We start from the raw sequence: 25448 nt of genomic DNA on the forward strand, positions 1-25448 counted from the left end.
TGATTCAATATTGTCGGATCGCATGCACAGGCGGATTTTCATGACGAACAACTGGATCACCACCCGCGCATGGTTCCTGATGTTGCCGCTCCTGATCGTGATGGTTGCGATTATCGGCTGGCCGCTGTTCGACACGGTGCGACTTTCTTTTACGGACGCCAAGCTCGTCGGCACCGCAGGCAATTTCGTGGGTTTCGAAAACTACGTCCGCATCCTTTCCGGTCCCAATTTTCAGCGAACGCTGATCACCACATTCTGGTTCGCTGTTCTTTCTGTCTCGGCGGAGATGGTCATAGGCGTGCTTGCGGCGTTGCTGCTCAATCAGCAATTCTATGGGCGCTCTGTCCTGCGCGCCCTGATGATATTGCCCTGGGCCTTGCCGACAGTGGTCAATGCCACACTTTGGCGGCTGATCTACAATCCCGAATATGGCGCACTCAATGCGGCCCTCACCCAGATAGGGATCATGGGCGCCTATCAATCATGGCTCGGTGAGCCCGGCACTGCACTCGCCTCGCTCATCGTCGCCGACTGCTGGAAGAACTTTCCTCTGGTTGCGCTTATTGCCCTCGCCGCCCTCCAGGCCGTACCGCGTGATATTACGGCGGCGGCGATGGTGGATGGCGCTGGTGCATGGTCGCGCTTCCGCTTTGTCATCATGCCCTATCTCGCCGGTCCGTTGATGGTCGCGCTCGTCCTGCGTACGATCGAAGCGTTCAAGGTGTTCGATATTATCTGGGTTATGACGCGTGGAGGACCAGCCAACAGCACGCGTACGCTTTCGATCCTCGTCTACCAGGAAGCGTTTTCGTTCCAGCGGGCGGGATCCGGCGCTTCTCTCGCCTTGATCGTCACGTTGCTGGTGACGATCCTTGCCGTCGGTTATGCGGCCCTCATTCGTAAAAGCGCAGGTGTGTCCTGATGGAACGTAGAAGCCTTGCGGCAACCATTTTCGTACATCTCGCGGCCCTGCTTTTGCTGGCGGTGATCCTTGCGCCGGTGCTCTGGCTCTTCGTCATGAGCATTTCTTCAACGCCCGATCTCATCGCCAAGCCCCTGCACTGGTGGCCGGATACCGTGGACCTGTCCCGTTATGGCGTCTTGCTGTCTTCGGTCGCCAACAGCGCCGGACAGGCCTTTGTCGCCTCCCTCTTCAACAGTATCAAGGTCGCTGGAATGGCGACAATCGCCGCGCTCATCGTTGCGATCCCCTCGGCCTGGGCCGTTTCGCGAACGCCATCCGTCGGCTGGTCGCTCTACGCGGTCATCGCGACCTACATGCTGCCGCCCGTCGCGCTCGCCGTACCGCTCTACATGGCCCTTTCCTGGCTGGGTCTTCTCAACAACGTCTTCGGGCTCGCGCTGGTTTACCTCACGATCCTCGCTCCGTTCACGACGTGGCTCCTCAAGTCAGGCTTTGACTCCATACCCCGTGAGATCGAAAGCGCGGCGACCATGGATGGCGCACGCCTCGACCAGATCCTTCGCATCATCACGCTGCCGCTGGCCGCGCCGGTCATGGCGACCGCAGCGCTCTTCGCTTTCCTGCTTGCCTGGGACGAGTTCTTCTATGCCCTGCTCTTCACCTCCGATCAGCGTGCGAAGACGCTGACCGTCGCGATCGCCGACCTCGCCGGCGGACGCGTCTCCGATTACGGCCTTATCGCCACAGCGGGTGTCCTGGCCGCCCTCCCCCCGCTGCTGATTGGCCTTTTCATGCAACGCGCCCTGATCTCGGGGCTGACCAGTGGCGGCGTCAAAGGATGACCAAGGACATGAACACCACCCGGCCCACCGGACTTGTCGCGATCGAATATGAAATGTCACGCCAGAATGCCGACGCCATCGCCTCTTTCGACGCTGCCTCCTCGCTTGCGGCGACAATTGCCGCATCGCTGCGCAAGAATGGTCGTCTGCTGCTGCTCGGCATGGGAGGCTCGCACGCCGTCGGACGTGCGGTCGAACCATTCTATCGCGCATTGGGGATCGATGCGGTTGCTATACCGCTCTCCGAGCAGCTCGGCCAGCCGCTGCCGTTGTCTGGAAAGACAGTCCTGCTCACATCGCAGTCGGGCGAAAGCGCGGAAGTGTTGCGCTGGTTCGCCGAGGTCGGCGTGCCCGCTGATACGTTCGGCTTGACGCTCGAGGGCGGCTCTACGCTCGCCCGGACTGTTCCGTCTCTCGTGGGAGCCGGCGGCACGGAAAAAGCCTTTGCGGCAACACGCAGCCTCACACTGAGTTTCGCCCTGCATCTCGCCATACTGAGTGCGCTCGGCGAAGATGCCGAACCTGCCCTCGCGCTGCTCCGATCCGAGCGCCAGCCCGACGTCAAGGCGGCTGTCGACGCGCTTACAGATGTCGGTTCGGTGGTAACCTCCGGTCGCCGCCTGCAGGGCGTAGCCGAGGCGATCGCGCTTGGGCTAACCGAGCTTTCGCGAGTTCCCTGCTTTCCGCTCGAGGGAGGCCAGCTTCGGCACGGACCGATGGAAATGCTTGGACCGAAGATGGGCGTCGTATTGTTCCGTGCGTGCGATGAAACCGCAGAGTTTGTAACACGGATGGCGATTTCCGCCCTCGAGGCAGGATCGCCTGTCGTCGTGTTCGACGCCTCCGGGCAAGCGTCCGTCGAAGGCGCGGTGACTGTCGACGTCGGAACCGCCAGCGACATGGCAGCCGTATTTGCACTTCTGCCGGCCGGCCAGCACTTCATGCTCGGCTTTGCCGGCACGCGGGTCGAGGATGTTGGTACGCCGGTCCGCTCGACCAAGATCACCCGGAGCGAATGATGCGCCCGCTTGCCGTCATCGGTAACGTCAATGTCGATCTGATCCTCGGGCCTGCCGATCCCTGGCCGACCCCGGGAACCGAAATCATGGTCGATTATGACGAGTTGCGTGTCGGTGGATCGGCAGGCAATGCGGCCCTCGCCTGGCAGGGCCTCGGTGTCGACTTCCAGATCGCCGCCAATATCGGCAACGACCAGTTCGGCGAATGGCTGCGCCAGGGATTTGGTGCTGTGGCCGCAAATTGGCCCGTCGCGCCTACGGGCACCACGCTTTCGGTTGGCATCACGCATCCGAACGGTGAGCGCACCTTCTTTACCACGCGGGGTCATATCGGAGCCCTCTCCTGGCAGGAGGTGGCATCGATGCTCGATACTGAAAAGCTCAAGTGTGGCATCGTCATCCTTTGCGGAGCCTTCCTGACAGATGGCCTCGTTGCAGAGTATGATCAGCTTTTCGCCTGGGCCGATGCAAATGGCATTGCGCTTGCGCTTGATACCGGTTGGCCGATCGACGGATGGACGCAGGCAAATCGTGAAAAGGCGCGCCGGTGGCTTTCGCGCTGCACCCTTGCGCTGTTCAACGAAGTCGAAACAACTCAACTTGCCGATTGCGGTGATCCCGTTGAAGCGGCCCGGATATTGAAGGCGCTTATGCCACTCGGTGCGACCGTCGTCGTAAAGCGTGGTCCCGATGGAGCGCTAACGATCGATCCAGCCGACAGGCTCGTCTCGGTCGCGGCGCCGCTGGTTGCCGTTGCCGATACGATCGGCGCGGGTGACGTGTTCAATGCGGCTTTCATAGCAGCGCAGGCCGATGGCCAGACACTAGAGCACAGCCTGAAATGCGGTGTGCGTATCGCCTCGACAGCCATATCCACTATTCCGCGCCGCTACGACGGCGAGATCCTTCATTCATTTTTGGAGAACGCGCCATGAGCGCCCTTGAACTCGTCAATATCCGCAAGCGCTATGGCAGCATCGATACGCTCAAGGGAATCAACCTGTCATTGGTGAGCGGCGAATTTCTGGTGCTGCTCGGCTCGTCAGGCTGTGGCAAGTCCACGTTGCTCAACATCATTGCCGGCCTTGCGGAGGCGACGGAAGGTGATGTACGCATCGGTGATCGTTCGGTGACCGGCGTTCATCCGAAGGACCGCGACATCGCCATGGTGTTCCAGTCCTATGCCCTCTATCCCAATCTTTCTGTCGCTCGCAATATCGGCTTCGGCCTTGAAATGCGCAGAGTACCGGCTGCCGAACGGGCACAGGCGGTCGAAAAGACCGCGAAGATGCTGCAAATCGAGAACCTTTTGGGTCGCAGGCCATCGGAGCTTTCCGGCGGCCAGCGCCAGCGTGTTGCCATTGGCCGGGCGCTTGTGCGTGATCCGAAGATTTTCCTGTTCGACGAGCCCTTGTCCAATCTCGACGCGAAGCTGCGAATGGAGACGCGTACCGAACTGAAGCGCCTGCACCAGATGCTCGGTACCACGATTGTCTATGTGACGCATGATCAGATCGAGGCAATGACGCTCGCCACGCGCATCGCCGTCATGCGCGACGGCCATATTGAGCAGCTGGCATCGCCTGAAGAGATCTACAATCGTCCCGCCACACGCTACGTCGCAAGTTTTGTCGGTTCGCCGCCCATGAACATGCTCGATGCGACGCTGGTGGACGATGTTGCTCAGATTGCCGGTTCACAAACGGCAATCCCCCTCCCCTCCTCCCTGCGAAGCCAGGCACCGCGCAAGGTGATCGTTGGCATTCGCCCGGAGAATCTCAGCCTCGCATTGGGCGACCCAAGCAAGCTCACTATCGACGCCAAAGTCGAAGTGGTCGAATTGACCGGACCTGAACTCGTGGTCACCTCATCCGTAGGCAACCAGCGCCTTACCGCGAGCCTGCCGCCACGTTCGCAGGTGACGGTCGGCTCGCTACAGCGCTTCAGCATCGATGCCGATGGACTTCATGTCTTCGATGCGGTGACCGAAAAGCGGATCGACGCCTAACAGACTACGCTGCAACACTCGGGCGGCTGACGACATAGGCCGCGCAAGCGATGAAGAACAGCGCAACGATGCCGCCAAGTAGCGGCGACGGCCGGGCAAAATAGAAGAACATGGCATAGCCCAATGCCATGCCGCCGCAGGCGAGAAGCTTTACTCGCTTCGGTATCGCGCCATGTTCGCGCCAGTGCACCAGCGTCGGGCCGAAGACCGGGTGCTCCAAAAGCCATTTTTCAAAGCGTGGTGACGAACGGCTGAAGCACCATGCGGCAAGAATGAGGAATATGGTGGTGGGCATGACAGGCAGAAGCGCGCCTATGAATCCGACCGCCACCATCAGCCAGCCGAGTAAGAAATAGACTGTCCGCTTTGTTCGGTTCATTCCTGCGCTCCACACCAGTGGAGACTGTTTACATCGTCGCGGGTTAAATGTCAGCGATCCGGATAGATTTGCCGATAAGACTGCCCGGGCCTACCCGGGCAATCGAGATTTTATTTAATGCAAGACTACTCGGCCTTCAGCCGTGTATTGCATGCGCTCCAATATTGCGGCCATGTCTTGCCACCCGTCTTGTTGCTCGCCTTGGCCTGCTGCCACTGCTCGCCACAAGCGCTGATCCGCTGACGGAAAGCGACCTGGCCGGGGGTCAGCGGCTTTCCATCCGCTGTCGTTGCAGCGGCGGCTGTCTTGGTTGTGGTCTTTGTGGCTGCCGGTGTCGGCTCCGGAGGCGTCGATGCATCGGAATTGTCGGATTTCAAGCTTTCGCTGCAGGACGAGAGAAACTGGTTCCACGTCTGGCCCTTCAGCGTACCGGCTGACTTTGCCGACTGGTATTGCGTGCTGCACTCCTTGGTGATCGCCTTGGCGGACATTCCGCCGGCTGCTGCAGTTTCGGTGGCCTTGGCGGGTTTGGCTGCTGCAGTATCCTTGGACTGCTTTGTCGTAGCCGTGTCCTTCGTCGCCTTCTTCGTCGGGGTCGTGGCGGCGGGTGCCGCAGCATCAGTTGCTCCCGCGTCTTTTAGCTTGGCGCTGCAATCTGAAAGGAACTGGGGCCACTTCTGGCCGTTCAGGGTGCCCGCCTCCTTGGCGGCGTTATACTGCGTGCTGCATTGTTTGGTGACGGATTGCGTCGCGGTGGCGGCGGAAGCCGGGAGCGTGAGAAAGACCAGCCCTGCGCCGGCAATGACCGTCGCGGCGGCTGTAGTGATACGAAATTGAATCATAACGTGAGTTCCTTGCGATCGTGTCCGCGGTTCCCCCGAGAACGCACCATGCGTTTCGGCTGGCCTGCACTGCAAGATGATCCCGCTCCATCGAATGGCCCGCCAAAAAACGGCGGACATTCCGGGTCATCGCTTGATGATTGCACTTTGATTGTGGCCAAAAATGTCTGACGTCCAATGAGTGCTCGGGTGAAATATGCATCATGCTCAAATAGACCTGCCCAACCAGACTCGTGATCAATGGCATCGCCATGCTAGCATCGCTCTTTCGCCACGCGAATGCAAGAAATGCATAGACCGCCGCCATGCCAACCCGCCCGTACCTGACCGAAATGGGTATCACCGCGTAGGCGCGTTGCACCAATGGCGAAATATCATTCTGTCGTCTGCCGGGAGTAACATCGTGCAGGGCGGATGGGCGTGCCAATGGCCCAGTTGGGCTGTTGCATTGCCCAGCGACCGAACTCCAAAGCTGACGTTATTCACTGTCGCCTTTGGATTTTTGGCAGTCATCCCAATCTGACTGCAACTCATGCAGTGTGGTTGTTATGAGTAGACGTGCAAGCGTAACGCGTTGATAAATCGTTAACTATAACGATGAACGGAAGTTAAACTGGAGCTAATTTCTGTTCGGCAGGCTCTGGAGGGGAACGGAGCTTGGGAGGCCGAGTAGCCCGGCACATCGCCGGGCTACTACGGCTCTTGGCGATTTGCCTAGGATGCCACTCCTATCGGGAGCCGTCAACGTGATCGCGAAAGGACCTGCAGGGCCGCGGTTCGCAATGCGCGAAGGCTTGTTTTGCAACTTAGCAAATAGTCCGCCGTCTAAACGGTGAGAAACCTGTTTCCTATCAACGAATAAGCGCTGGAAGCCTCGCCATGCCCGCCGGTATCAGTCGGCCGCATCGTTAACCAGTTGTTAACAGTAAAGTTCTTGCTGTCTCAAGCGAATCGGACATAATGACGGCATTCGGACGGTTTTAATGGAAATGCCGTCATTTGAGGCCGGGTCGACGATGAACATCGCAACAACAGCAAAAAAAGCTTCCTTTGATGACACGATTCTCGCGCAAGGTCGCGAGATTTCGCGGAAGCTCAATATGCTTCGCATGGAAACATTTCCCCCGAATGCCCGCAAGACGTTGCGCCAGTTTTCTCTCGCCGAGGCCGCCTATTTTCTTGGCGTCTCGACCAGCAATCTGAAAAAGCTTCATCTCGAAGGCAAGGGTGTCGAACCGACAATTCATACCGGCGGCCGCAGGAGCTACTCAGCCGAACAGATCATGCAGCTGCGCCATTGGCTCGATCGCAACGGCCGCGCCGATGTCAAGAAATATGTGCCGCATCGTCGTGGCGATGAGAAGCTGCAGGTTATCGGCGTCGTCAATTTCAAGGGTGGATCCGGCAAGACGACGACTGCCGCCCACCTCGCCCAGCATATGGCGTTGACCGGACATCGTGTTCTTGCCCTCGATCTTGATCCGCAAGCCTCACTTTCCGCGCTCTATGGCATCCAGCCGGAGCTCGACCAGAACCCCTCCATCTATGAGGCGATTCGCTACGACGATGCGCGCAAGCCCATTACCGACGTAATCCTGCCGACCAATATTCCCGGCCTTGACGTCGTTCCCGCCTCGCTGGAATTGCAGGAATATGAGTACGACACGCCGCTTGCCATGCAGAGCAAGAATTCGATTGCCGGCAAGACCTTCTGGAACCGCATCGAAAATGCGCTGAAGGAAGTGGATGGCCGCTACGACGTCGTCATCATCGACTGCCCGCCGCAGCTCGGCTATCTGACGCTCACGGCGCTTGCCGCCGCGACGGCGGTGTTGATAACGGTTCATCCGCAGATGCTCGACCTGATGTCGATGTCGCAATTTCTGTTGATGCTCGGCGATATCCTCAAGACCGTCGGGGCTGCCGGCGGCGATGTCGATCTTGACTGGTTCCGGTACCTGATCACGCGCTACGAGCCGACTGACATTCCGCAGACGCAGATGATGGGCTTCATGCAGTCCATGCTGGCGCCGCAGATGCTGAAGCACCAGATGCTCAAATCGACGGCCATATCGGATGCGGGCCTTACCAAGCAGACACTCTATGAAGTGGAGAAGTCGGCAATGAACCGGCACACTTATGATCGGGCGATGGAATCCATGGAAGCGGTTAATTCGGAAATCCGCGAACTCATCCACGAGGCGTGGGGACGAAGGTAGACGGCAGGCTAAATACGGAATTCAGTCAATGAATTCATCGCATTGACGCAATTTCGGGGAAATTGATTATGGCGCGTAAGAACATCTTTGAAAGCATTATGCACGGCGAACCCGATGTGGCGGCTGATGCTGACCCAAGCGCCGGCTTCCGCAAGTTCGGCGCCGCGAAATCGATGTCGTCATCGATCGACGAACTGGCGCGCCAGGCCTCGAAGCTGGTTGACGGGGAAACGGTCGTCGATCTCGACCCGAACTTGCTGGACGCTTCGTTCGTTACCGACCGGATGCCGGAAAGTGACGACGAAGAGTATCGCGAATTGTTGGACGCGGTCAGGGAGAGGGGGCAGGACAGCCCTATTCTCGTCAGGCCCCACCCGAAGAGCGATGGACGGTATATGATTGTCTTCGGGCATCGACGAGCAAGGGTTGCGAAGGAGCTCGGGCGCCCGGTCCGCGCCGTTGTGAAGCCGCTCGCCGATCTCGACCATGTGATCAGCCAGGGACAGGAAAATTCGGCGCGCGCCAATTTGAGCTTTATCGAACGAGTGCAGTTTGCTGATCGCCTTGAGAAGCTCGGCTATGCGCGAGACGCCATACAGTCGGCGCTGTCGATCGACTATCAGACGCTTTCGAAGATGCTGACCATTCCAAAGGCCATCCCGGAAGCAATCATTGCAGCAATCGGCCCCGCCAAGGGAATAGGCCGCGACCGCTGGCTTGAGATGCGCAAGCTGATCGAAAACCCCAGGCACGGTTCGCAGGCTCTGCAATTCGTTGAAAGCGCGGAATTTGCTGCGGCGAAATCGGCAGATCGCTTCGACCAACTCTTCGAGTTCCTCAGGGGCGCCGGATCCAGAAAGCCGGTACGCAAGGCCATCGGCGGAAGCGCCGGCTCGGTTTGGACGCCTGACGACAAATCGGTGAAGGTTGCGACAAAGCTTTCCGGCAAGACATTCTCGATTGCCTTGAACGAAAAGAATGCCAGGGAATTTGGTGTGTTCATCACCAATAACCTTGATCAGCTCTATGAAGCGTTCAAGGAATCGAAAAAAGTGACTGAAACAGGAGATTAGACCCGCAAAAGAAAAAGGCCCCCAAACGACCCGGTCGTGGAAGCCTCTCTCAAAGTTCTAGCAGACTGAGAATCGCATTTCCACGAATCACTGTCAAGAGTCCCCGACGTCGTTTTGACGAGCAGATTTCTTTTGCCTTTTGAAAAGGGCAATGAGGATGAATGGAAACATGATAACGACGCCCTTCGGGCGGCGGTCGATGTCGCTTGCGCATCTTCGGGCACAGGCCCGGGCGCAAGATATTGCGCCGGAAAAGTCTGCGGACAAGTGGCAGGTCTATCGCTGGCTTTGTGAAGGCAAGGAAGAGGTTGGGATCAGCGACAGATCGCTCGCTGTGCTCAACGCCTTGTTGTCGTTTTTGCCGGACAATGAACTTTCCGAAGAAAACGGCACCATCGTCTTCCCATCGAATGTTCAGCTTTCGATGCGTGCGCATGGCATGGCCAATGCCACGCTCCGCCGGCATCTTGCCGCGCTGATCGAATGTGGTCTGATCACCCGCAAAGACAGCCCCAACGGCAAACGCTACTCGCGCAAGGGCAGGGGAGGGGAGATCACCGAGGCTTTCGGGTTCTCGCTTGCGCCGCTCCTGGTGCGTGCAGAGGAGCTCCAGGCGGTGGCTGAGCGCGTGCGCGCCGAACGCCATGCCCTGAAGCTCGTCAGGGAGCGCATCACGCTGCACAGGCGCGATATTGCAAAACTCATCGAGATGGCGATTGCGGAAGCCGTCTCTGGCGACTGGCAACGGCTGTGGACGCGATTTCGCAGCATTGTCGATGCTATCCCGCGCCAAGCGGACAGGGAAACACTTCAGGAGATCCTGGCTAACCTCGTTGCTTTGCATGATGAGGTGGCTATCGCATTGGAAAATAAGCTCAATGAAGAAAATATGAGCGGCAATGAGTCCCGGGATGAACCGCAGCAACAGAATTCAAAACCCGACTCCTTCACTGAATTTGAACCTGGCTCAAGAAAAGGCCAAGGGGCTGAAACTGCGCCGCAACAGGAAACGACGGAACACGTCACGCAGACATATCCAGTTGGGTTCGTGCTTAAGGCTTGCCCGGAAATGAACGACTATGCGCCTGGCGGCATTGCGAACTGGCGTGATCTGATGGCGACAGCGGCACAAGTGCGAGGTTATCTTGGGATTTCTCCCTCGGCCTACGCGGATGCGCTCGATGCTCTCGGCCAGGAGCGCGCCGCAATCGTCATTGCCTGCATCCTCCAGAGGGCTGAACAGATCAATTCGGCCGGCGGCTATCTTCGGGCGCTGACCGAGAAGGCGAGGGCAGGAGCGTTCTCGGTTGGACCCATGCTGATGGCGTGCCTGCGCTCGACGGGATCGCATCTACGGGTGGTTGGTGATGACGGATGAGCCGGGGTCCAGCGAGGCGAAGCGGCTAGACAACATGCACTCCCGCAGATGTCCCAGCGTCTACGCCGGAAACCGTGCCTATAATCCGTGCGGCCGGATAATCGGCGTCAATCATCATCTCGAGGAGATCTTCGGCTCGTTCAGGACGGCAGGCAATCAGCAATCCGCCCGATGTCTGAGGATCCGTCAGCAGGTGCCTTTGCCAAATGGGAAATTCCGGCGGAAGGACCACCGCTTCGCCATAACTTGCCCAGTTGCGGTGCGAGGCGCCCGTTACGAAGCCCTGTTGGGAAAGGTCGGCTGCCTGCGTAAAACAGGATATGTCGTCCGCGCGCAGGAGGATCGCTACATTCGAGCCTCGAGCCATCTCAAGGGCATGACCGAGGAGCCCAAATCCCGTCACATCCGTGATTGCGTGCACGTCATTATCGCGCGAAAGTTCTGCGCCTACGCGATTGAGGAGCGTCGTCGACGCGATGAGCTCACCATAGGCTTCGTCGGGCAGCGCGCCCTTCTTGAACGCTGCCGCATAAATGCCGACGCCGAGAGCTTTCGTCAGTATCAAGGCGTCGCCGGGTTTCGCGCCACAGTTGCGGCGGATATTGGCAACCGGGCATGTGCCGATCACGGCCAGTCCATAGATTGGTTCTGGCGAGTCGATGGAGTGTCCACCGGCGACCGGAATACCGGCATCCGCACAGACAGTGCTGCCGCCGCGCAGTATTTCACGCACCAGCTCGGCCGGCATCTTGTCGATCGGCATCCCCAGGATTGCGAGCGCCATGATCGGCTTTCCGCCCATGGCATAAACGTCAGAGATGGCATTCGTTGCGGCAATCCGGCCGAAATCGAAAGCGTCGTCGACCATAGGCATGAAGAAGTCCGTCGTTGCGACTACGCACGTCTCGTCATCCAGCTGCCAAACCGCAGCATCGTCACCGGTTTCCGTCCCCACAAGGAGTTGCGCAAAGGGTCCCGCAATTGGCTGGTCGGCGAGCAGTTGCTGCAGTACCGACGGTGCGAGTTTGCAGCCGCAGCCGCCCCCATGTGCAAGCGACGTCAGGCGGAGCGGCACAGCGGTTCGATCATCCATGGCAGCCTCCTCGCACGTTGAAAGTACAGCAGGTGGCGACATTCTTGTTCATTTTGGGCAGGACGTCAAAGGTGCGCCACGGTTATCTTATTGCTGCACTGCAACCACAGGCCGCAGGGCAGTAAAGGCTTCCGCATGACAAGTAATTGTGGTGTTCGGTGTGATTTTTGCGGGAATATCTAAGACGTTCGCATAAGTCAATTAATCATGATTGTTATACTCATATTATATAGCATCTTATCGGTTTGACAATTGAACTTCATCAGGTAGCATTTTGTTCGGAACGCTCGCGCGTTCCAAGTTGCCGAGCACTTGAAGTTTCCGGCATGCCATATTGGTAGGGCCGGCCCATTAAGGGAGGTGACATGCCATGAACATGGAACTCTCGCGGCGCCAGTTTCTTGCGGCGGCCGGCGCAGGTGTGGCGGGGTCAGCGCTGGGAGCCTTTGGCTTCGGCGAGGTGGAAACCGCCCACGCCAAGGCCATCCGCGATTTCAAATTGGTGAACACGACCGAGACCCGGAATACATGCCCGTATTGCTCCGTAGCATGCGGCATCATCATGTATTCCAAGGGTGACTTGAAGAAGGGCGAGAGCGCCGAAATCGTTCACATCGAGGGCGACACCGATCACCCGACGAACCGTGGCACGCTTTGCCCCAAGGGCGCGGCGCTGCTCAATTTCGTCAAGGCCGAGACGCGGCTGAAGTATCCGATGATCCGCAAGCCCGGTTCGGACAAATTTGAGAAAGTGTCCTGGGATGATGCCCTCGATCGGATCGCGCGCCTGTTGAAGGACGATCGCGACAAGAACTTCATTCAAAGGAACAATGACGGCGTAACGGTCAATCGCTGGACGACGACCGGGTTCCTCGCGGCCTCCGCAACGACGAATGAAACGGCCTGGGCGACCTACAAGGTCGTGCGCAGCGCCGGAATGCTGGTATTCGATAACCAGGCACGTGTCTGACACGGCCCAACGGTGTCCAGTTTGGGCCCAACATTTGGCCGTGGTGCAATGACCAACTCCTGGACCGACATCAAGAACACGGATCTTGTTGTCATCATGGGAGGCAATGCCGCCGAAGCGCATCCTTGCGGCTTCAAATGGGTCACGGAGGCCAAGGCCAACCGCGGCGCGAAGTTGATCGTCGTCGATCCGCGGTTTACGCGCTCGGCATCTGTCGCGGATTTTTATGCGCCAATCCGCCAGGGGACAGATATCGCATTTCTCCTTGGGGTGATGAACTACTGCATCCAGAACAACAAGGTGCAATGGGACTATGTCAAGGCGTTCACCAACGCGACATACATCGTCAAGGACGGCTTTGAATATAAGGACGGTCTTTTTACCGGTTATATCGAAGCCAAGCGCGACTACGACAAGTCCACCTGGGAATATGTCATCGGTGATGACGGCTACGCCGTGGTTGACGACACGCTGACCAACCCACGCTGCGTATGGAACCTCCTGAAGGCGCATGTTTCCGTCTACGTCCCTGAACTGGTTGAGCGCATCTGCGGCACCCCCAAGGACAAGTTCCTGAAGGTAGCCGAGATGATCTCGGAAATGTCGTCGCCCACCAAGACGATGACCTCCATGTACGCACTTGGCTGGACGCAGCATTCGAAAGGCTCGCAGAACATCCGCTCAATGGCGATGTTGCAACTCATCCTCGGCAATATTGGCGTGCGCGGCGGCGGCATGAATGCGCTGCGCGGGCACTCCAACATCCAGGGACTGACCGATGTCGGGCTGATGTCGAACCTGCTTCCGGGGTACATGACGCTGCCGACAGAAAAGGAAGTGGACTTCGACACCTATATGTCGACGCGGGGCTTCAAACCGCTTCGGCCGAACCAGATGAGCTACTGGCAGAACTACAAAAAGTTCTTCGTCAGCTTCTTGAAGTCGATGTGGGGAGCGGCGGCGACGCCGGAAAATCACTTCGCCTATGACTGGCTGCCAAAGCTCGACGTCCCCGGCTACGATGTCCTGCGGGCATTCGAACTCATGAACCAGGGCAAGATGACCGGCTATGTTTGCCAGGGTTTCAACCCGCTGCTGGCAGTGCCAAACAGGAAAAAGCTCACGGACTCACTGTCCAAGCTGAAGTTCCTCGTGACCATGGATCCATTGGACACGGAGACATCGCGGTTCTGGGAAAATCACGGCGACTTCAACGACGTGGAAACCGCACAAATCCAGACCGAGGTCATCCAGTTGCCTTCGACCTGCTTTGCAGAGGACGAGGGGTCACTGACCAATTCCGGCAGGTGGCTGCAATGGCATTGGCCGGGGGGAACGCCGCCCGGCGAGGCCAAGACCGACGTATGGATCATGGCGCAGATATATTCGCGTCTGAAGGAACTCTATCGCCAGGAAGGCGGGGCGTTCCCGGACCCGATCGTCAATCTCGATTGGTCCTATGCGGATCCCCGCGATCCGACTGCGGAAGAACTCGCCAAGGAGATGAACGGCAGGACTTCGGCCACACTTTACGATCCAACAGATCCATCCAAGGTGGTGGCGGAAGCCGGCAAACTATTGCCGAGTTTTGCGGCACTAAGGGACGATGGTTCGACATCTTCCGGATGCTGGATCTATTCCGGTTGCTTCAACGAAAACGGGAATAATATGGCCCGGCGGGATACGTCGGACCCGGACGAGACGGGTGCCTATCTCAAATGGGCATTCGCATGGCCGGTCAATCGCCGCATCCTTTACAACCGGGCTTCGGCCGATCTGAACGGCAAGGCCTGGGATCCGAGCCGGAAACTGATCGAATGGGACGGCCAGAAATGGGCCGGATACGATGTTCCGGACATTGCGCCGACGGCCAAGCCTTCCGAGGTTGGGCCGTTCATCATGAATGCGGAAGGAGTATCGCGGCTTTTCGCCCGCGGCATGTTGCGTGACGGCCCGTTCCCTGCCCACTACGAACCGTTCGAGTCGCCGCTGGCGAACATCGTCGCTCCGAATGTGCGCGGCAATCCCGTTGCTCGCGTTTTCAAGGGCGATTTCGCGCAGTTCGCCGAACCGGCTTCGGAGGAATTTCCTTATGCGGCGACCTCTTACCGTCTCACCGAGCATTTCCACTACTGGACCAAGCATGTCTGGGTGAACGCGGTGCTCCAGCCGGAGTTCTTCGTCGAGATATCGGAAGAACTCGCCAAGGAGAAAGGCATCACCAAGGGCGGCTGGGTGCGGGTCTGGTCGAAGCGCGGATCGGTTCGGGCAAAAGCTGTCGTCACCAAGCGCATAAAACCGCTGATATGCGATGGTAAGCCGGTTCACGTGGTCGGCATACCGCTGCATTGGGGTTTCATGGGAGCGGCCAAGAAGGGATTTGGACCGAATTCGCTGACGCCCTTCGTCGGTGACGCCAATATAGAGACGCCGGAGTTCAAGGCGTTCCTCGTCAATATCGAGCCCATCGCCGGGCCGGTGGCATAGGAGACGGCAGCATGTTCCCGCCTGTACCAAACCCTACGACCCGGCCCGAGCCTGCCAGATTTGGCGAGCAAGATCTGATGCGACGCTCCGCATCCAATGTTACCCCGCCGGCACAGCGTCAGACTGAGGTGGCAAAGCTTATCGACGTGTCGAAGTGCATTGGCTGCAAGGCATGCCAGTCGGCGTGTATCGAGTGGAACGACACGCACCCACCGGTTGGCGAAAATGTGGGTGTCTATGACAATCCGCATGATCTCACCCCCGATATGTTCACCCTCATGCGCTTTACCGAGTGGGAGAATCCCGAGACCAACAATCTCGAATGGCTTATCCGCAAGGATGGCTGCATGCATTGTGAGGATCCGGGGTGTCTCAAGGCCTGCCCGGCTCCCGGCGCCATTGTCCAGTACTCGAATGGCATTGTGGATTTCATCCACGAGAACTGCATCGGTTGCGGCTATTGCGTGAAAGGATGCCCGTTCAATATTCCACGTATCTCTCCGGTCACCCATGTTGCCTATAAATGCACGCTCTGTTCCGACCGCGTGGCGGTGGGGCAGGGCCCTGCCTGCGCCAAGGCCTGCCCGACGCAAGCGATCGTGTTTGGCACCAAGGAGGAAATGAAGCAGCATGCGGAGGGCCGCATCACCGACCTCAAGTCGCGCGGCTTCGATAATGCCGGGCTCTACGATCCGCAAGGCGTCGGCGGCACGCACGTGATGTACGTTCTTCACCATGCGGACAAGCCAGAAATCTATGCGGGCCTGCCGAACAATCCAAGAATAAGTCCGCTCGTGGATGCTTGGAAAGGCGTTACGCGATATGCCGGATTTGCCGTCATGGGTGTCGCAGCCATCGCCGGATTTATGCACTACCTCGTCTCCGGTCCCAACCGCGTCTCGAACGAAGATGAAGAGCAGGCGGAGAGGCTGGTCGGGGAGGAGCGGCGCCGATGAGCACGCAGTACGACGTGGAGAAGGGCGACAGCGTTCATTCCGGCAAGCCCGTCACAGTCGATCGCTATACTGCCGGCGCGCGTGTCAACCACTGGATCACGGCGGTCAGTCTCGTGCTGCTCGCACTCTCGGGCTTGGCGCTGTTCCATCCTGACCTGTTCTTCCTGACGGGTCTCTTTGGCGGCGGACCGCTTACCCGGATTATCCATCCGTGGATCGGCGTTGTCCTTTTCTTCAGCTTCTTTGGCCTTTTCCTCCGCTTCTGGCGCGCCAATCTGTGGAAGCGCGAAGACGGCACCTGGCTCGCCCGTATTCGTGACGTGCTGACGGCTCACGAGGACCGGCTGCCCGAGGTCGGTAAGTACAATGCCGGGCAGAAATTCGTCTTCTGGTCGATGTCATTGCTGATCATCGTGCTCATCACGACCGGGATCATCATATGGGACCAGTATTTCTTCGATTTGACCACGATCGAGCAGAAGCGGTGGGCTGTATTGATCCATTCCATGGCGGCGATTGTGGCGATCAGCGTCTGGATCATTCATGTCTACGCAGCGATCTGGGTGCGTGGTACTATACGCGCGATGACGCGCGGTTCCGTTACTGGCGGCTGGGCATGGCGTCACCATCGCAAATGGCTACGAGAGCTGGTGGCGAAATCGCCCAAGGACAAATCGGGAAGTACGCCCGCCGAATAAGCGGGTATGGTAGAAGTTTCATCGGTCCACGTGGCCCGGCGGGTTCGTGAGGGAGCAGCATGAACAGCAAAAGTGCGGTTGAGCCGGATCCAACGGCAATCGGAGATATCTCGTCACCGCCCTTTGTCCGACTGCCGGATCCGGGTTCGATCTTTTCCACAAGGGCAGCACGGCTGCGGCAATTGGCTGAAACAAGCCACCTTTCACCGTACCTCAGATTTGTCGAGGGACTTGCGCGGGCCCAACACGAAATCCAAGTTGATTTGCCGGCTCCCGGTGGGCCAGACGCGGCGGCCGTTGCGCGTGCCCGCGAATTCGCAATGCCCCTGATCGACCGGAGCAGGATCGAGGTTGAGCCGACATTGGACGATATATTCGATCGCCTGTTTGCGGCTGTTGCACCGATCGAAAAGCCCGCCGCGGCCGCTGACGCTCTATCCCGCGTGACCGCCGCCAGTGTCGAGGCTCGCCGGGCCATGGCCAGAACGGTTTTCTCCAGCGCATTGCCGGCAGATGCGATTGCCGAGCACATCTATATCTGGGCGGCCCTGCAGGTGCATTTTGCCCGGCTGGCCTCGGCTCTGGATGCAAAGATGCTCGCGCCGGTAGCCGATGGCATCTGTCCAGCGTGCGGAGGTTTGCCGGTGGCATCGATGGTCGTCGGCTGGCCCGGCTCCCATGGCGCACGATTTTGCTCCTGTTCCCTATGCGGCACGTTGTGGAACTACGTCCGCATCAAATGCATGTTGTGCGGCTCGACCAAGGGCATTGGTTACCAGGAAATCGACGGGCATGGTGGCACGATCAAGGCTGAAACCTGTGACGAGTGCCAGGGCTGGATGAAAATCCTCTATCAGGACAAGGCGCCGGATACCGAGCCGGTCGCAGATGACGTTGCCAGTCTCGGACTTGATCTCCTGATGCGAGCGGAACCCTATCGGCGGGGCGGCTTCTCGCCGCTGCTTGCCGGGTTGTGAGGATGTGCGATGGACACCAATTCCAGCCTCCGCGCTCTACCCTCTGTCGATCAGCTGCTGCGGTCTGAATTGGCCGTGGCGGCCATAGAACGCTTCGGACGGTCGGCAGTGACCGAAGTTCTCCGCGACACCGTCGCCGACCTGCGCCGGAAAGTTCTTCAAGGCCACCCTATCCAGGCGTCGGAAATTATTCTCGACAATCTTGTCGCAAGCCTTGAGGAGCGCGAGCGCACCACGCTACGCCCGCTCTATAATCTGACCGGTACGGTGCTGCACACGAACCTTGGCCGCGCGCTTCTGGCTGAGACCGCAATTGACGCTGCGGTGGCGGCAATGCGCTCGGCCGTTTCCCTTGAGTTCGATCTTGAGAGCGGCAAGCGCGGCGAACGCGACGATCATTTGCGTGCCCTGATCTGTGAACTGACCGGCGCTGAAGATGCGACGGTCGTCAACAACAATGCGGCGGCTGTCCTGCTCGTGCTCAACAGTCTGGCGGCGGGCAAGGAGGCCATCGTCTCCCGCGGCGAACTCATAGAAATAGGCGGCGCCTTTCGCATGCCCGACATCATGGCGCGTGCGGGCGCCAGGCTGGTGGAGGTCGGCACTACAAACCGGACACACAAAAGCGATTATGCGAATGCTTTGGGACCTGACACCGGACTGATCCTGAAGGTCCACACCTCAAACTACCGCATCGAAGGCTTTACTAAGGAAGTAAAGCCGCAGGAATTGAAGGATATCGCGCAGAAAGGCGCCGTTCCGCTGGTCCACGATCTCGGCTCCGGCACATTGGCGGATCTCACGCGCTTCGGACTGGCGCACGAACCGACAGTGCGAGAGGCAATTGGGGAAGGTGCGGACATTGTCACTTTTTCCGGCGACAAGCTGCTCGGCGGACCGCAGGCGGGATTCATCGTCGGACGCAAGGACCTTATCCAGGCGATCAACAAGAACCCGATGAAACGGGCGCTCAGAGTCGACAAGATCCGCATGGCGGCACTCGAAGCGACGCTGAAGCTCTATCGCGATCCCGAACGACTGAGCCAGCGCCTTCCCACTATGCGGCTCCTCAGCCGCCCCCGCGAGGAGATCGGTGCGCAGGCGAAAAGACTGGCTCCAATCGTCGCGAAGGCCGTGCAAGGTGCGTTCAACGTCGTGGTTGTCGACTGTGCCAGCCAGATCGGATCGGGAGCCTTGCCGCTGGCTACGGTGCCCAGCGCTGGTCTCGCCTCGACGGCGCTCGATGGCGGGGGCAGGGCGCTCGATGAACTGTCCGCCGCTCTTCGGCGCCTGCCCGTCCCGGTCATTGGCCGTATCGAGCGCGGGTCCCTGGTTCTTGACCTGCGGTGCCTCGAAGATGAGGCGGCATTTGCTGCCAATATCGCAGGCCTCGATTTGAGAGCAGGGCAGGCCGGAGGAAACAGCCAATCATGATCGTAGGTACTGCGGGGCATATCGATCACGGCAAGACTTCGCTGGTCAAAGCGCTGACCCTTGTCGATACCGACCGGCTGAAGGAAGAAAAGGCGCGCGGCATATCGATCGATCTTGGTTTCGCCTACTTGCCAGTGGAGGCCGAAACCATCGGTTTCATCGACGTTCCAGGCCATGAAAAGTTCATCCACACCATGCTCGCCGGTGCGAGCGGCATCGACTTCGTGCTGCTCGTCGTCGCTGTCGATGATGGGATTATGCCGCAATCGCGGGAGCACCTTGCCATTATCGACCTGCTTGGTGTCGAGCACGGTGTCGTTGCGCTGACGAAGGCCGATCTTGTGCCAGAGGAGAGGCTTGTCGAAGTCGAGACCGAACTGCGCAACGAGCTTGCCGCAACGGCGCTTCGCGACGCGCCAATTCTGAGCATTTCGACAGTAACTGGAAAAGGCATTGAACAACTGCGCGACCACATTGTGGAAGCAGCGGGCCAGTTTGCAAGCCGCGAAGCCGATGGCCGCTTTCGGCTCGCCGTCGACCGTTCATTCACGCTGCAAGGTACGGGAACTGTCGTGACGGGCACAGTCTTGTCGGGAAGGGTAGTGGTAGAAGATCATGTGATTGTCAGCCCCTCGGGAATCGCGGCACGTGTACGCTCCATCCATGCGCAGAGCCGGCCGAGCAGGGAAGGCAAAGCCGGCGACCGTTGCGCCCTTAATCTCGCCGGCGAAGCCATTTCAAAATCCGCGATCAGCCGCGGCGACATGATACTGGACCAGAGCTTGCACGCACCGACGAACAGGATCGACGCAACTTTGCGCGTCCTCGGGTCCGAGCCAAAGCCGATAGGGCATTGGTTTCCAGTCCGGCTCCATCATGCCTCGACTGAAGTTGGTGCGCGCGTCGTGCTGCTTGGCGATGCTCCGATTGCACCGGGTACCGCAGCAAATGTGCAACTCGTACTCGACCAGCCGATCGGGGCAGCAGCAGGCGACCGCTATATTATCCGGGACACGTCGGCCCGGCGCACCGTGGGCGGAGGCCGCTTTCTCGACCTGCGGGCACCCGCCCGCAAGCGCCGCACACCCGAACGAAGGGCACTGATCGAGGCTCACCTGCTCTCTGATCCGGCCAAAGCCGTGGAGGCCTTGCTCGAGACCGCGCCCTATCAACTCGACCTTACCGCCTTCGTCCGGGACCGGGCCCTTGCGGCAACTAAAACCGATGAGCTGGCCCACGCGTTAGGCGCGATTTTGCTCCCCGCTGCACCTGATTTGATTGCGATTTCGGCTTCGCGTTGGGCTTCATTTCGTGAGGATCTGTTGTGTCGGCTTGATGTCTTCCATGCCGATAATCCCGATCTTCTCGGCATTGGTGTCGAACGGCTGCGCACCCAGCTTGAGCCGCGCTTGCCGGTCGCGGCGTTTCGATCGGCTCTACAAAGGCTTGCCGGGGCAGGGGAGATTGTAATCGATGGGGCGTGGGTACGGCGCGCCGGTCATGCGGTGACGATGGGCCCTGCCGATGAACATTTTTGGCGGAACATCGAGCCAATGCTCGATGGCGCTGAACGATTTCGTCCTCCACGCGTGCGCGATGTCGCTACCGCGCTCGCCGTTCCGGAACCCGAGGTGCGCCGCCTCCTGAAACTCGCAAGCCGGATGGGCAAGACGCATGAAATCGCGCACGATCATTTCTTCCTGCGTAGGGCGGTAGCAGACATGGTTGCCATTATCGCCGGGCTTAGCGCGGGAGCGGACAAGGGATGGTTTACCGCGGCCGAGTTCCGCGATCAGGTCGAAAATGGTCGCAAGGTTGCCATTCAGATCCTGGATTTCTTCGATCGCCACAGTGTGACTGTGCGTCGCGAAGACCTGCGCCGCATCAATCGAGATCGGCTGGATCTCTTTGGAGTTTCTGCGAAAGTAACGAGCGACAAGCTCGCGTCAGGAGGAGATGCGTCCCCGGTGGGGCGTCCGGACTTCAAATCCGGGAGGGGCCGAGAGACGGTCTTTGGTGGGTTCGACTCCCACTCTCTTCCGCCAGCGCCCCCACGGTCAGAGCCGCCGCGATGAAATACCTGGAAACGCTGCAAGAGAAGGCACAGTCCGCACAGGCAGTCGAAACCCTTTACCGGCACGAGGCTGCGGTCCGCATAGCATCTCTCGATCAGGAAAGGGCATTTGCATTTCGCCGGCTTAATTTGATGCGAACGCTCGCGGCTGCAATGCAACCACAAGCCGGCGATGGCGAGTGGCAGCACGATGAAGAGATCGCAGTTGCGCGTGCAATTGCTGCCTTGCTGGCAAAACTCGGCTGGTCATCGGACAGCGACGCGCGCGAGGCGATGCTGGATAATTTCACGCCTGTGATTGTCGCACTCCACCGGGCAGAATTGACCGGATCCGGCACGGTCGAAGAGGTCGTGGACGCGCTTGCGCGCTTCGAAGCATGGTACGCCGCGACCTTCAACGCTTCGTTCTGGATGCTGTTCGAAAATCCTATTCCGGACACGCCGCGGGTCGATTTCTAGAAATCGCGGCCTACCATTTGACGCGGAAACCCGCAGTTCCATTAAAGGCGTAGCTGTCGCCTAAACTCTCAAGGCTGGTATTGGCTGAAACCTCGCCATAGACGGAATACTTGTCGTCGTTCCAATTATAGCTGCCACCGACCCCGATCCCGCCCCAGAACCGCTCGGGCCGCGTCTCGAATTTGACGCCGGAAACGTCCACGGAAGATCCGTCAAGGAATTCGTAATAGAGGTTGGCGATGCCGTAGGCGTGGCTGCGGCTGGTCTTGCCCGCCTTGTCTTGCCAGCTCTGCTCGCGGTCGGCCGAGATGCCGAGCCGGCCGCGCAGGCTGTCGCCCGTGCCGAGTGAAACGTCAGCGCCGAAAGGATCGGTGAAGCCGTCGAAATCGACATTGGCGTAAATCAGCTGCGCCTGTGGCGTGAACATCCAGTTCCCGCTCAGGTCGATCTTTTTGCCGGCCTCAACCGACAGCGCATAGCCAAACCCATCATTGCCATCTGTGAGCGAGCGATTGGCGGTACCGGATGTGAGATCGCTGTCGAACCAGGTGAGCGATGCTTGCCCATCCACATAAACACCGTTTTGCCCGAGCCATGTCAGCGTGCCGCCAAAACCGTAACCGTCGGTATCGATGCCGCCATTGCCGAATATGGAGGTTACGTCGCTCGAAGCCTGCCCATAATGGACGGTAATGCCGCCGATGAGCCGGCCGCCGTCATGAGCCTCATACAGCACCCCGTCGAGGCCGGCTTGAAGCCGCCACATATCGATATCGTAGTCGCTGCCGCTGGTGCTGATCGCCGGCTCGATATGACTGTGCAAGCCCTCGATACGGGTCCATATGCCGTTGCCTTCGAGTACGTTTGGCGGAGCGAGCGGCTGTTCCCAATAGCGGTTGCCGACCCGCTGCTGCATCGTCGGCATGCCCATGAGCGCCAGCAGCGCCTGCGGATATGCTTCGTAGATCGGCACGCCCGCCTGGAACAGGGGCTCCGGTGGATTGGGGGGTATTGGACCCGGTGGTATCAATTGCGAGCGGAGATACCAGTTGCCATCGGTGCCATCTGCGCCGACGCCGCCAAAATTAAGCGTATAGGCATATGCCCCGCCCACGACTGCCTGCTGGCCCTGCGAGGTCACATAGTCGCCTGCCAGCGAGAATGCACCTGGATCCGAGGCCGCCTTGTTGCGCACCTCGACAAGCCCGATACCGTTGCCAGGTGTCAGGGCGCCGCTGCCCCCGACATTGGTAACCCCGATTATCGTCGCTCCTGTGCCGAGCCGGGTGCCATCGACGATCAGCATGTCCGAGTAGGAGTTGGTCTGACCGGCAACAGGTATGCCGCCATTCAGCACGGTATTGACGAGCAACCTTCCACCGTTGGAAACATAAAGTCCGCTGCCCGGAGTGCCTCCGGCGGAAGGGTTTCCGGTGATGACAAGGCTGTTGCCGACAACGGGGAGGGCGTTGCCAACGGCGGGATTGCGCAGGTCGATCGTGCCGGCATTGGCGAAGGTTTCGAGGTTGACTAGCTGGCCCTGAACGACTCCTTCGCGGTTGAGATCGTAAAAGTTGGATTCAAGCGGGCGGCTATCCGTGCCCGTCGTTGGCACGTAGTAGCCGGTCGCGTCGGTCGTTGCCGCGCCGGTGACAGGCAGGAGTCGCACCACGCCTGCGGCTTCGTTGACGAACTGATCGTTGCCCGTACCAAAGTCGGAGATGGCAACGGCCTTTGTATCGCGGACGCCGTCACCATCCGTATCGGCAAAATTTCGAATGTCAAAGGAGTTGGGCGTCAGGTTCTGGAAAGTATCGTTTCCCGAGCCAAGCGTCACATAACCCGTTATCGTGCCGTTGTTGACGATGTTCACATCGCCCGGAAAGCCCGGCTGAAAATAAAGATCGGCCGCGGCGACGGCTCGATCGGAAAGTGCGTCAACAAGGCCGCTATTGTTCAGCGTTGCCGTCCCGGAGGTTGCGCCCAGGATAACGCCGCTCGCAGGCATCTGATAAATCGGTCCCGCGCCATCCGCGGAAGATTGCCAACCGCCGGTCACCGATCCCGGAACGTTGACGGTCACTGAGCTGCCGGTCGCCTTGATGCCAACGCCAAATTCGCCGGTCGTCACGATATTCGAGGCGGAGACATCGACCTCACCCGTGGCGGAATTGGCCTATATGCCGTGGGACTCGCTGCCATGGGTCGTTATGGGTGCGGCGCTGAAGACAGTAACCGGCCCACCGATGCCTGACGGCGGATCGTCTGGACCGTCGCCAGGAAAAGAAACACCCGGAGAGGGCAGGGGGAGACTCGGGCGCGGCTGGCTGCCGCTGTCCGCCAGGATGCCAAAGGATCTGTCGCCATTGGTGGTGATGGAACCACTGCTTTGAACGGTGGAAGCGCCGCTCCCCGACTGCGCGACAATTCCCATGCCGCGGCCGCCATTCGTCGTGATGCCGGCGCCCGTATAAATCACCGTGACCGGAACGTCGGTGTAGGCGGTCGCGCGAATGCCGATCGGATTGCGCGAACGTTCGCCAGCGTCCCCGGCCGCCGAGCCGGTGTTGTCGATGGTCGAAGCGATCACCCCTCGCACCACCTGGCCGCCGGCAGCACTGCCGCCGCGGGCCGTCAGCGAGATGGCTGCATGCGGGTTGCCGTTTTCGTCACCGCTCAGGGAAATCGACGTCCCGGGATCAGTAATCACGGTCGCGGAGCCGCCGCCATAGGAGAGGGCATTGATCCCGAATACGCGTGAGCCGGTGAGGCCGATATCGCTGGTTTCGCCGGTATTGTCGAGACGGTAGCGGACAGAGGCACTACCGCTGCCGCTGCCGGTCGTGTTGGCCTCGGCAATGATGCCAAAGAGAAGCTGTGAATTCGTAGGTACGTTGCCAATGATATCGCCGCTGGCGTCGATCGAAACATTGCCGCTGCCACCCGCCGAACGGGCGATGATGCCAGCCGCGTCACCACCCACCACATTAATGCCGGGCCCGCGATAAATTACCGAGAGATTGGCAGGGCTCGGTGTAAGATTATTAAGGAAGATCCCGCGGACATCAGTCTGGCCCTGAGCATCGATATTTCCTGTGACGTCGATGGTAAGATCACCAAGCGCCGTGGCGTTCGGATTATTCTGAAGCAGTGAAATTCCATAGACATTCCCCTGACCCTCAACCTCGAATAAACCGCTCAGCCTCATCGTAATCGGGCCGCTGATATCACCGGTCACGCCGTTGGTGTTGATCTCGACGCCCCTGACAGGATCTGGCAGCACGAGGAGCCCGGCGCCCGTCAAAATAAGCCCGGTGCTCGCCGCGGAGTATACGATCCCGGTTGGATACGTTGCTGGAGCACAGGAGACAGTCGGGACTGCTCCGCTCGTATTGGGGGACCCGCATTCATTATCGGCAAGCGCAATGCCGGGCAGCGAGGAGGCGACAAGAGCAGGCACGACAATAATCGTCACGTGATGGGTAAGCTTCAGCTTCCACCCACGACACAATGCGGTGCCGTGCTGTAAAAGACCGTGTTCGCGAGTACGCTTAACATCACGCGAAAGGTTGGCGATGGCCTCCTCCTCCGAAGAACGCAGCCGACCCGCTGATA

Annotated in this window: 19 protein-coding genes, 1 tRNA gene and 1 pseudogene; 16 read left to right on the forward strand and 5 right to left on the reverse strand. The window is 59.2% G+C overall.

Annotated features, from left to right (window positions below):
- The first annotated feature begins 40 nt into the window (after positions 1–40).
- Genes AC1DNI_RS20695 through AC1DNI_RS20715 form a run of 5 tightly spaced genes read left to right on the forward strand, consistent with a single transcriptional unit; the run spans position 41 to position 4794 of the window.
- Entirely contained in the window at positions 41–922 is an 882-nt protein-coding gene (locus AC1DNI_RS20695) for a carbohydrate ABC transporter permease (RefSeq protein WP_477693253.1), read from the forward strand.
- Positions 922–1767 (forward strand): carbohydrate ABC transporter permease, encoded by an 846-nt coding sequence (locus AC1DNI_RS20700; RefSeq protein WP_027233013.1) that lies wholly within the window; start codon positions 922–924, stop codon positions 1765–1767. Before AC1DNI_RS20695 ends, AC1DNI_RS20700 begins: the two co-directional genes overlap by 1 nt.
- 8 nt (positions 1768–1775) lie before the next feature.
- Positions 1776–2786 (forward strand): SIS domain-containing protein, encoded by a 1011-nt coding sequence (locus tag AC1DNI_RS20705; RefSeq protein ID WP_477693254.1) that lies wholly within the window; start codon positions 1776–1778, stop codon positions 2784–2786.
- On the forward strand, positions 2786–3721 hold the full coding sequence (locus AC1DNI_RS20710; protein ID WP_477693376.1) for a carbohydrate kinase family protein: 936 nt from the start codon (positions 2786–2788) through the stop codon (positions 3719–3721). The genes AC1DNI_RS20705 and AC1DNI_RS20710 overlap by 1 nt, the downstream gene beginning before the upstream one ends.
- The gene (locus AC1DNI_RS20715) at positions 3718–4794 is read left to right on the forward strand and encodes an ABC transporter ATP-binding protein (RefSeq protein WP_477693255.1); all 1077 of its coding nucleotides are present in this window, start codon (positions 3718–3720) and stop codon (positions 4792–4794) included. Before AC1DNI_RS20710 ends, AC1DNI_RS20715 begins: the two co-directional genes overlap by 4 nt.
- A 4-nt stretch (positions 4795–4798) precedes the next feature.
- Here the strand turns inward: AC1DNI_RS20715 and AC1DNI_RS20720 are convergent, their stop codons facing one another.
- Together AC1DNI_RS20720 and AC1DNI_RS20725 are read right to left on the reverse strand one after the other, a co-directional pair.
- The gene (locus AC1DNI_RS20720; RefSeq protein ID WP_477693256.1) at positions 4799–5173 is read right to left on the reverse strand and encodes a YbaN family protein; all 375 of its coding nucleotides are present in this window, start codon (positions 5171–5173) and stop codon (positions 4799–4801) included.
- A gap of 125 nt (positions 5174–5298) precedes the next feature.
- Positions 5299–6015, reverse strand: a complete 717-nt coding sequence (locus tag AC1DNI_RS20725; protein WP_477693257.1) for a hypothetical protein — start codon at positions 6013–6015, stop codon at positions 5299–5301.
- Positions 6016–7031: 1016 nt separating this feature from the next.
- On the opposite strand from AC1DNI_RS20725, the gene repA reads away from it, so the two are divergent.
- The 3 genes from repA to repC all read left to right on the forward strand — a co-directional run bounded on the left by repA (position 7032) and on the right by repC (position 10685).
- The gene (repA, locus tag AC1DNI_RS20730) at positions 7032–8234 is read left to right on the forward strand and encodes a plasmid partitioning protein RepA (RefSeq protein WP_477693258.1); all 1203 of its coding nucleotides are present in this window, start codon (positions 7032–7034) and stop codon (positions 8232–8234) included.
- A 68-nt stretch (positions 8235–8302) separates the two neighbouring features.
- Positions 8303–9307 carry a plasmid partitioning protein RepB gene (gene repB, locus AC1DNI_RS20735; RefSeq protein ID WP_477693259.1) on the forward strand — a complete coding sequence of 335 codons (1005 nt, stop codon included), beginning with the start codon at positions 8303–8305 and terminating at the stop codon, positions 9305–9307.
- 157 nt (positions 9308–9464) lie between these two features.
- A complete protein-coding gene (gene repC / locus AC1DNI_RS20740) occupies positions 9465–10685 on the forward strand; it encodes a plasmid replication protein RepC (protein WP_477693377.1) in 1221 nt (406 codons plus the stop codon).
- A gap of 25 nt (positions 10686–10710) precedes the next feature.
- Here repC and selD read toward each other — a convergent pair whose 3' ends face one another.
- The gene (gene selD, locus AC1DNI_RS20745) at positions 10711–11778 is read right to left on the reverse strand and encodes a selenide, water dikinase SelD (RefSeq protein WP_477693260.1); all 1068 of its coding nucleotides are present in this window, start codon (positions 11776–11778) and stop codon (positions 10711–10713) included.
- 370 nt (positions 11779–12148) lie between these two features.
- Between selD and fdnG the strand changes: the two genes are divergently transcribed.
- The 8 genes and pseudogenes from fdnG (at position 12149) to AC1DNI_RS20785 (ending at position 21833) form a co-directional block, all read left to right on the forward strand.
- Positions 12149–15235, forward strand: coding sequence for a formate dehydrogenase-N subunit alpha (gene fdnG / locus AC1DNI_RS20750; RefSeq protein WP_477693261.1), 3087 nt, complete (start codon positions 12149–12151; stop codon positions 15233–15235).
- A gap of 11 nt (positions 15236–15246) precedes the next feature.
- Positions 15247–16191, forward strand: a complete 945-nt coding sequence (gene fdxH, locus AC1DNI_RS20755) for a formate dehydrogenase subunit beta (protein WP_477693262.1) — start codon at positions 15247–15249, stop codon at positions 16189–16191.
- Positions 16188–16889: a formate dehydrogenase subunit gamma gene (locus AC1DNI_RS20760; protein ID WP_091925208.1), complete on the forward strand. Its 702-nt coding sequence runs from the start codon at positions 16188–16190 to the stop codon at positions 16887–16889. The genes fdxH and AC1DNI_RS20760 overlap by 4 nt, the downstream gene beginning before the upstream one ends.
- Before the next feature lie 59 nt (positions 16890–16948).
- Positions 16949–17866, forward strand: coding sequence for a formate dehydrogenase accessory protein FdhE (gene fdhE / locus AC1DNI_RS20765; protein WP_477693263.1), 918 nt, complete (start codon positions 16949–16951; stop codon positions 17864–17866).
- A 9-nt stretch (positions 17867–17875) separates the two neighbouring features.
- On the forward strand, positions 17876–19300 hold the full coding sequence (selA, locus tag AC1DNI_RS20770; protein WP_477693264.1) for an L-seryl-tRNA(Sec) selenium transferase: 1425 nt from the start codon (positions 17876–17878) through the stop codon (positions 19298–19300).
- Positions 19297–21123: pseudogene (selB, locus tag AC1DNI_RS20775) on the forward strand (selenocysteine-specific translation elongation factor); the annotation flags it as partial. The gene selA and the pseudogene selB, both read left to right, overlap by 4 nt.
- Positions 21124–21249: 126 nt before the next feature.
- Positions 21250–21345: transfer RNA gene (locus AC1DNI_RS20780), tRNA-Sec, on the forward strand.
- Positions 21346–21371: 26 nt separating this feature from the next.
- The gene (locus AC1DNI_RS20785) at positions 21372–21833 is read left to right on the forward strand and encodes a hypothetical protein (protein ID WP_477693265.1); all 462 of its coding nucleotides are present in this window, start codon (positions 21372–21374) and stop codon (positions 21831–21833) included.
- 10 nt (positions 21834–21843) lie between these two features.
- Here AC1DNI_RS20785 and AC1DNI_RS20790 read toward each other — a convergent pair whose 3' ends face one another.
- The gene (locus AC1DNI_RS20790; protein WP_477693266.1) at positions 21844–23964 is read right to left on the reverse strand and encodes an autotransporter family protein; all 2121 of its coding nucleotides are present in this window, start codon (positions 23962–23964) and stop codon (positions 21844–21846) included.
- Between the two features lie 45 nt (positions 23965–24009).
- On the reverse strand, positions 24010–25308 hold the full coding sequence (locus AC1DNI_RS20795) for a hypothetical protein (protein WP_477693267.1): 1299 nt from the start codon (positions 25306–25308) through the stop codon (positions 24010–24012).
- Positions 25309–25448: the final 140 nt, after the last annotated feature.

It is taken from the genome of Phyllobacterium sp. 01N428 (genome assembly GCF_056399405.1).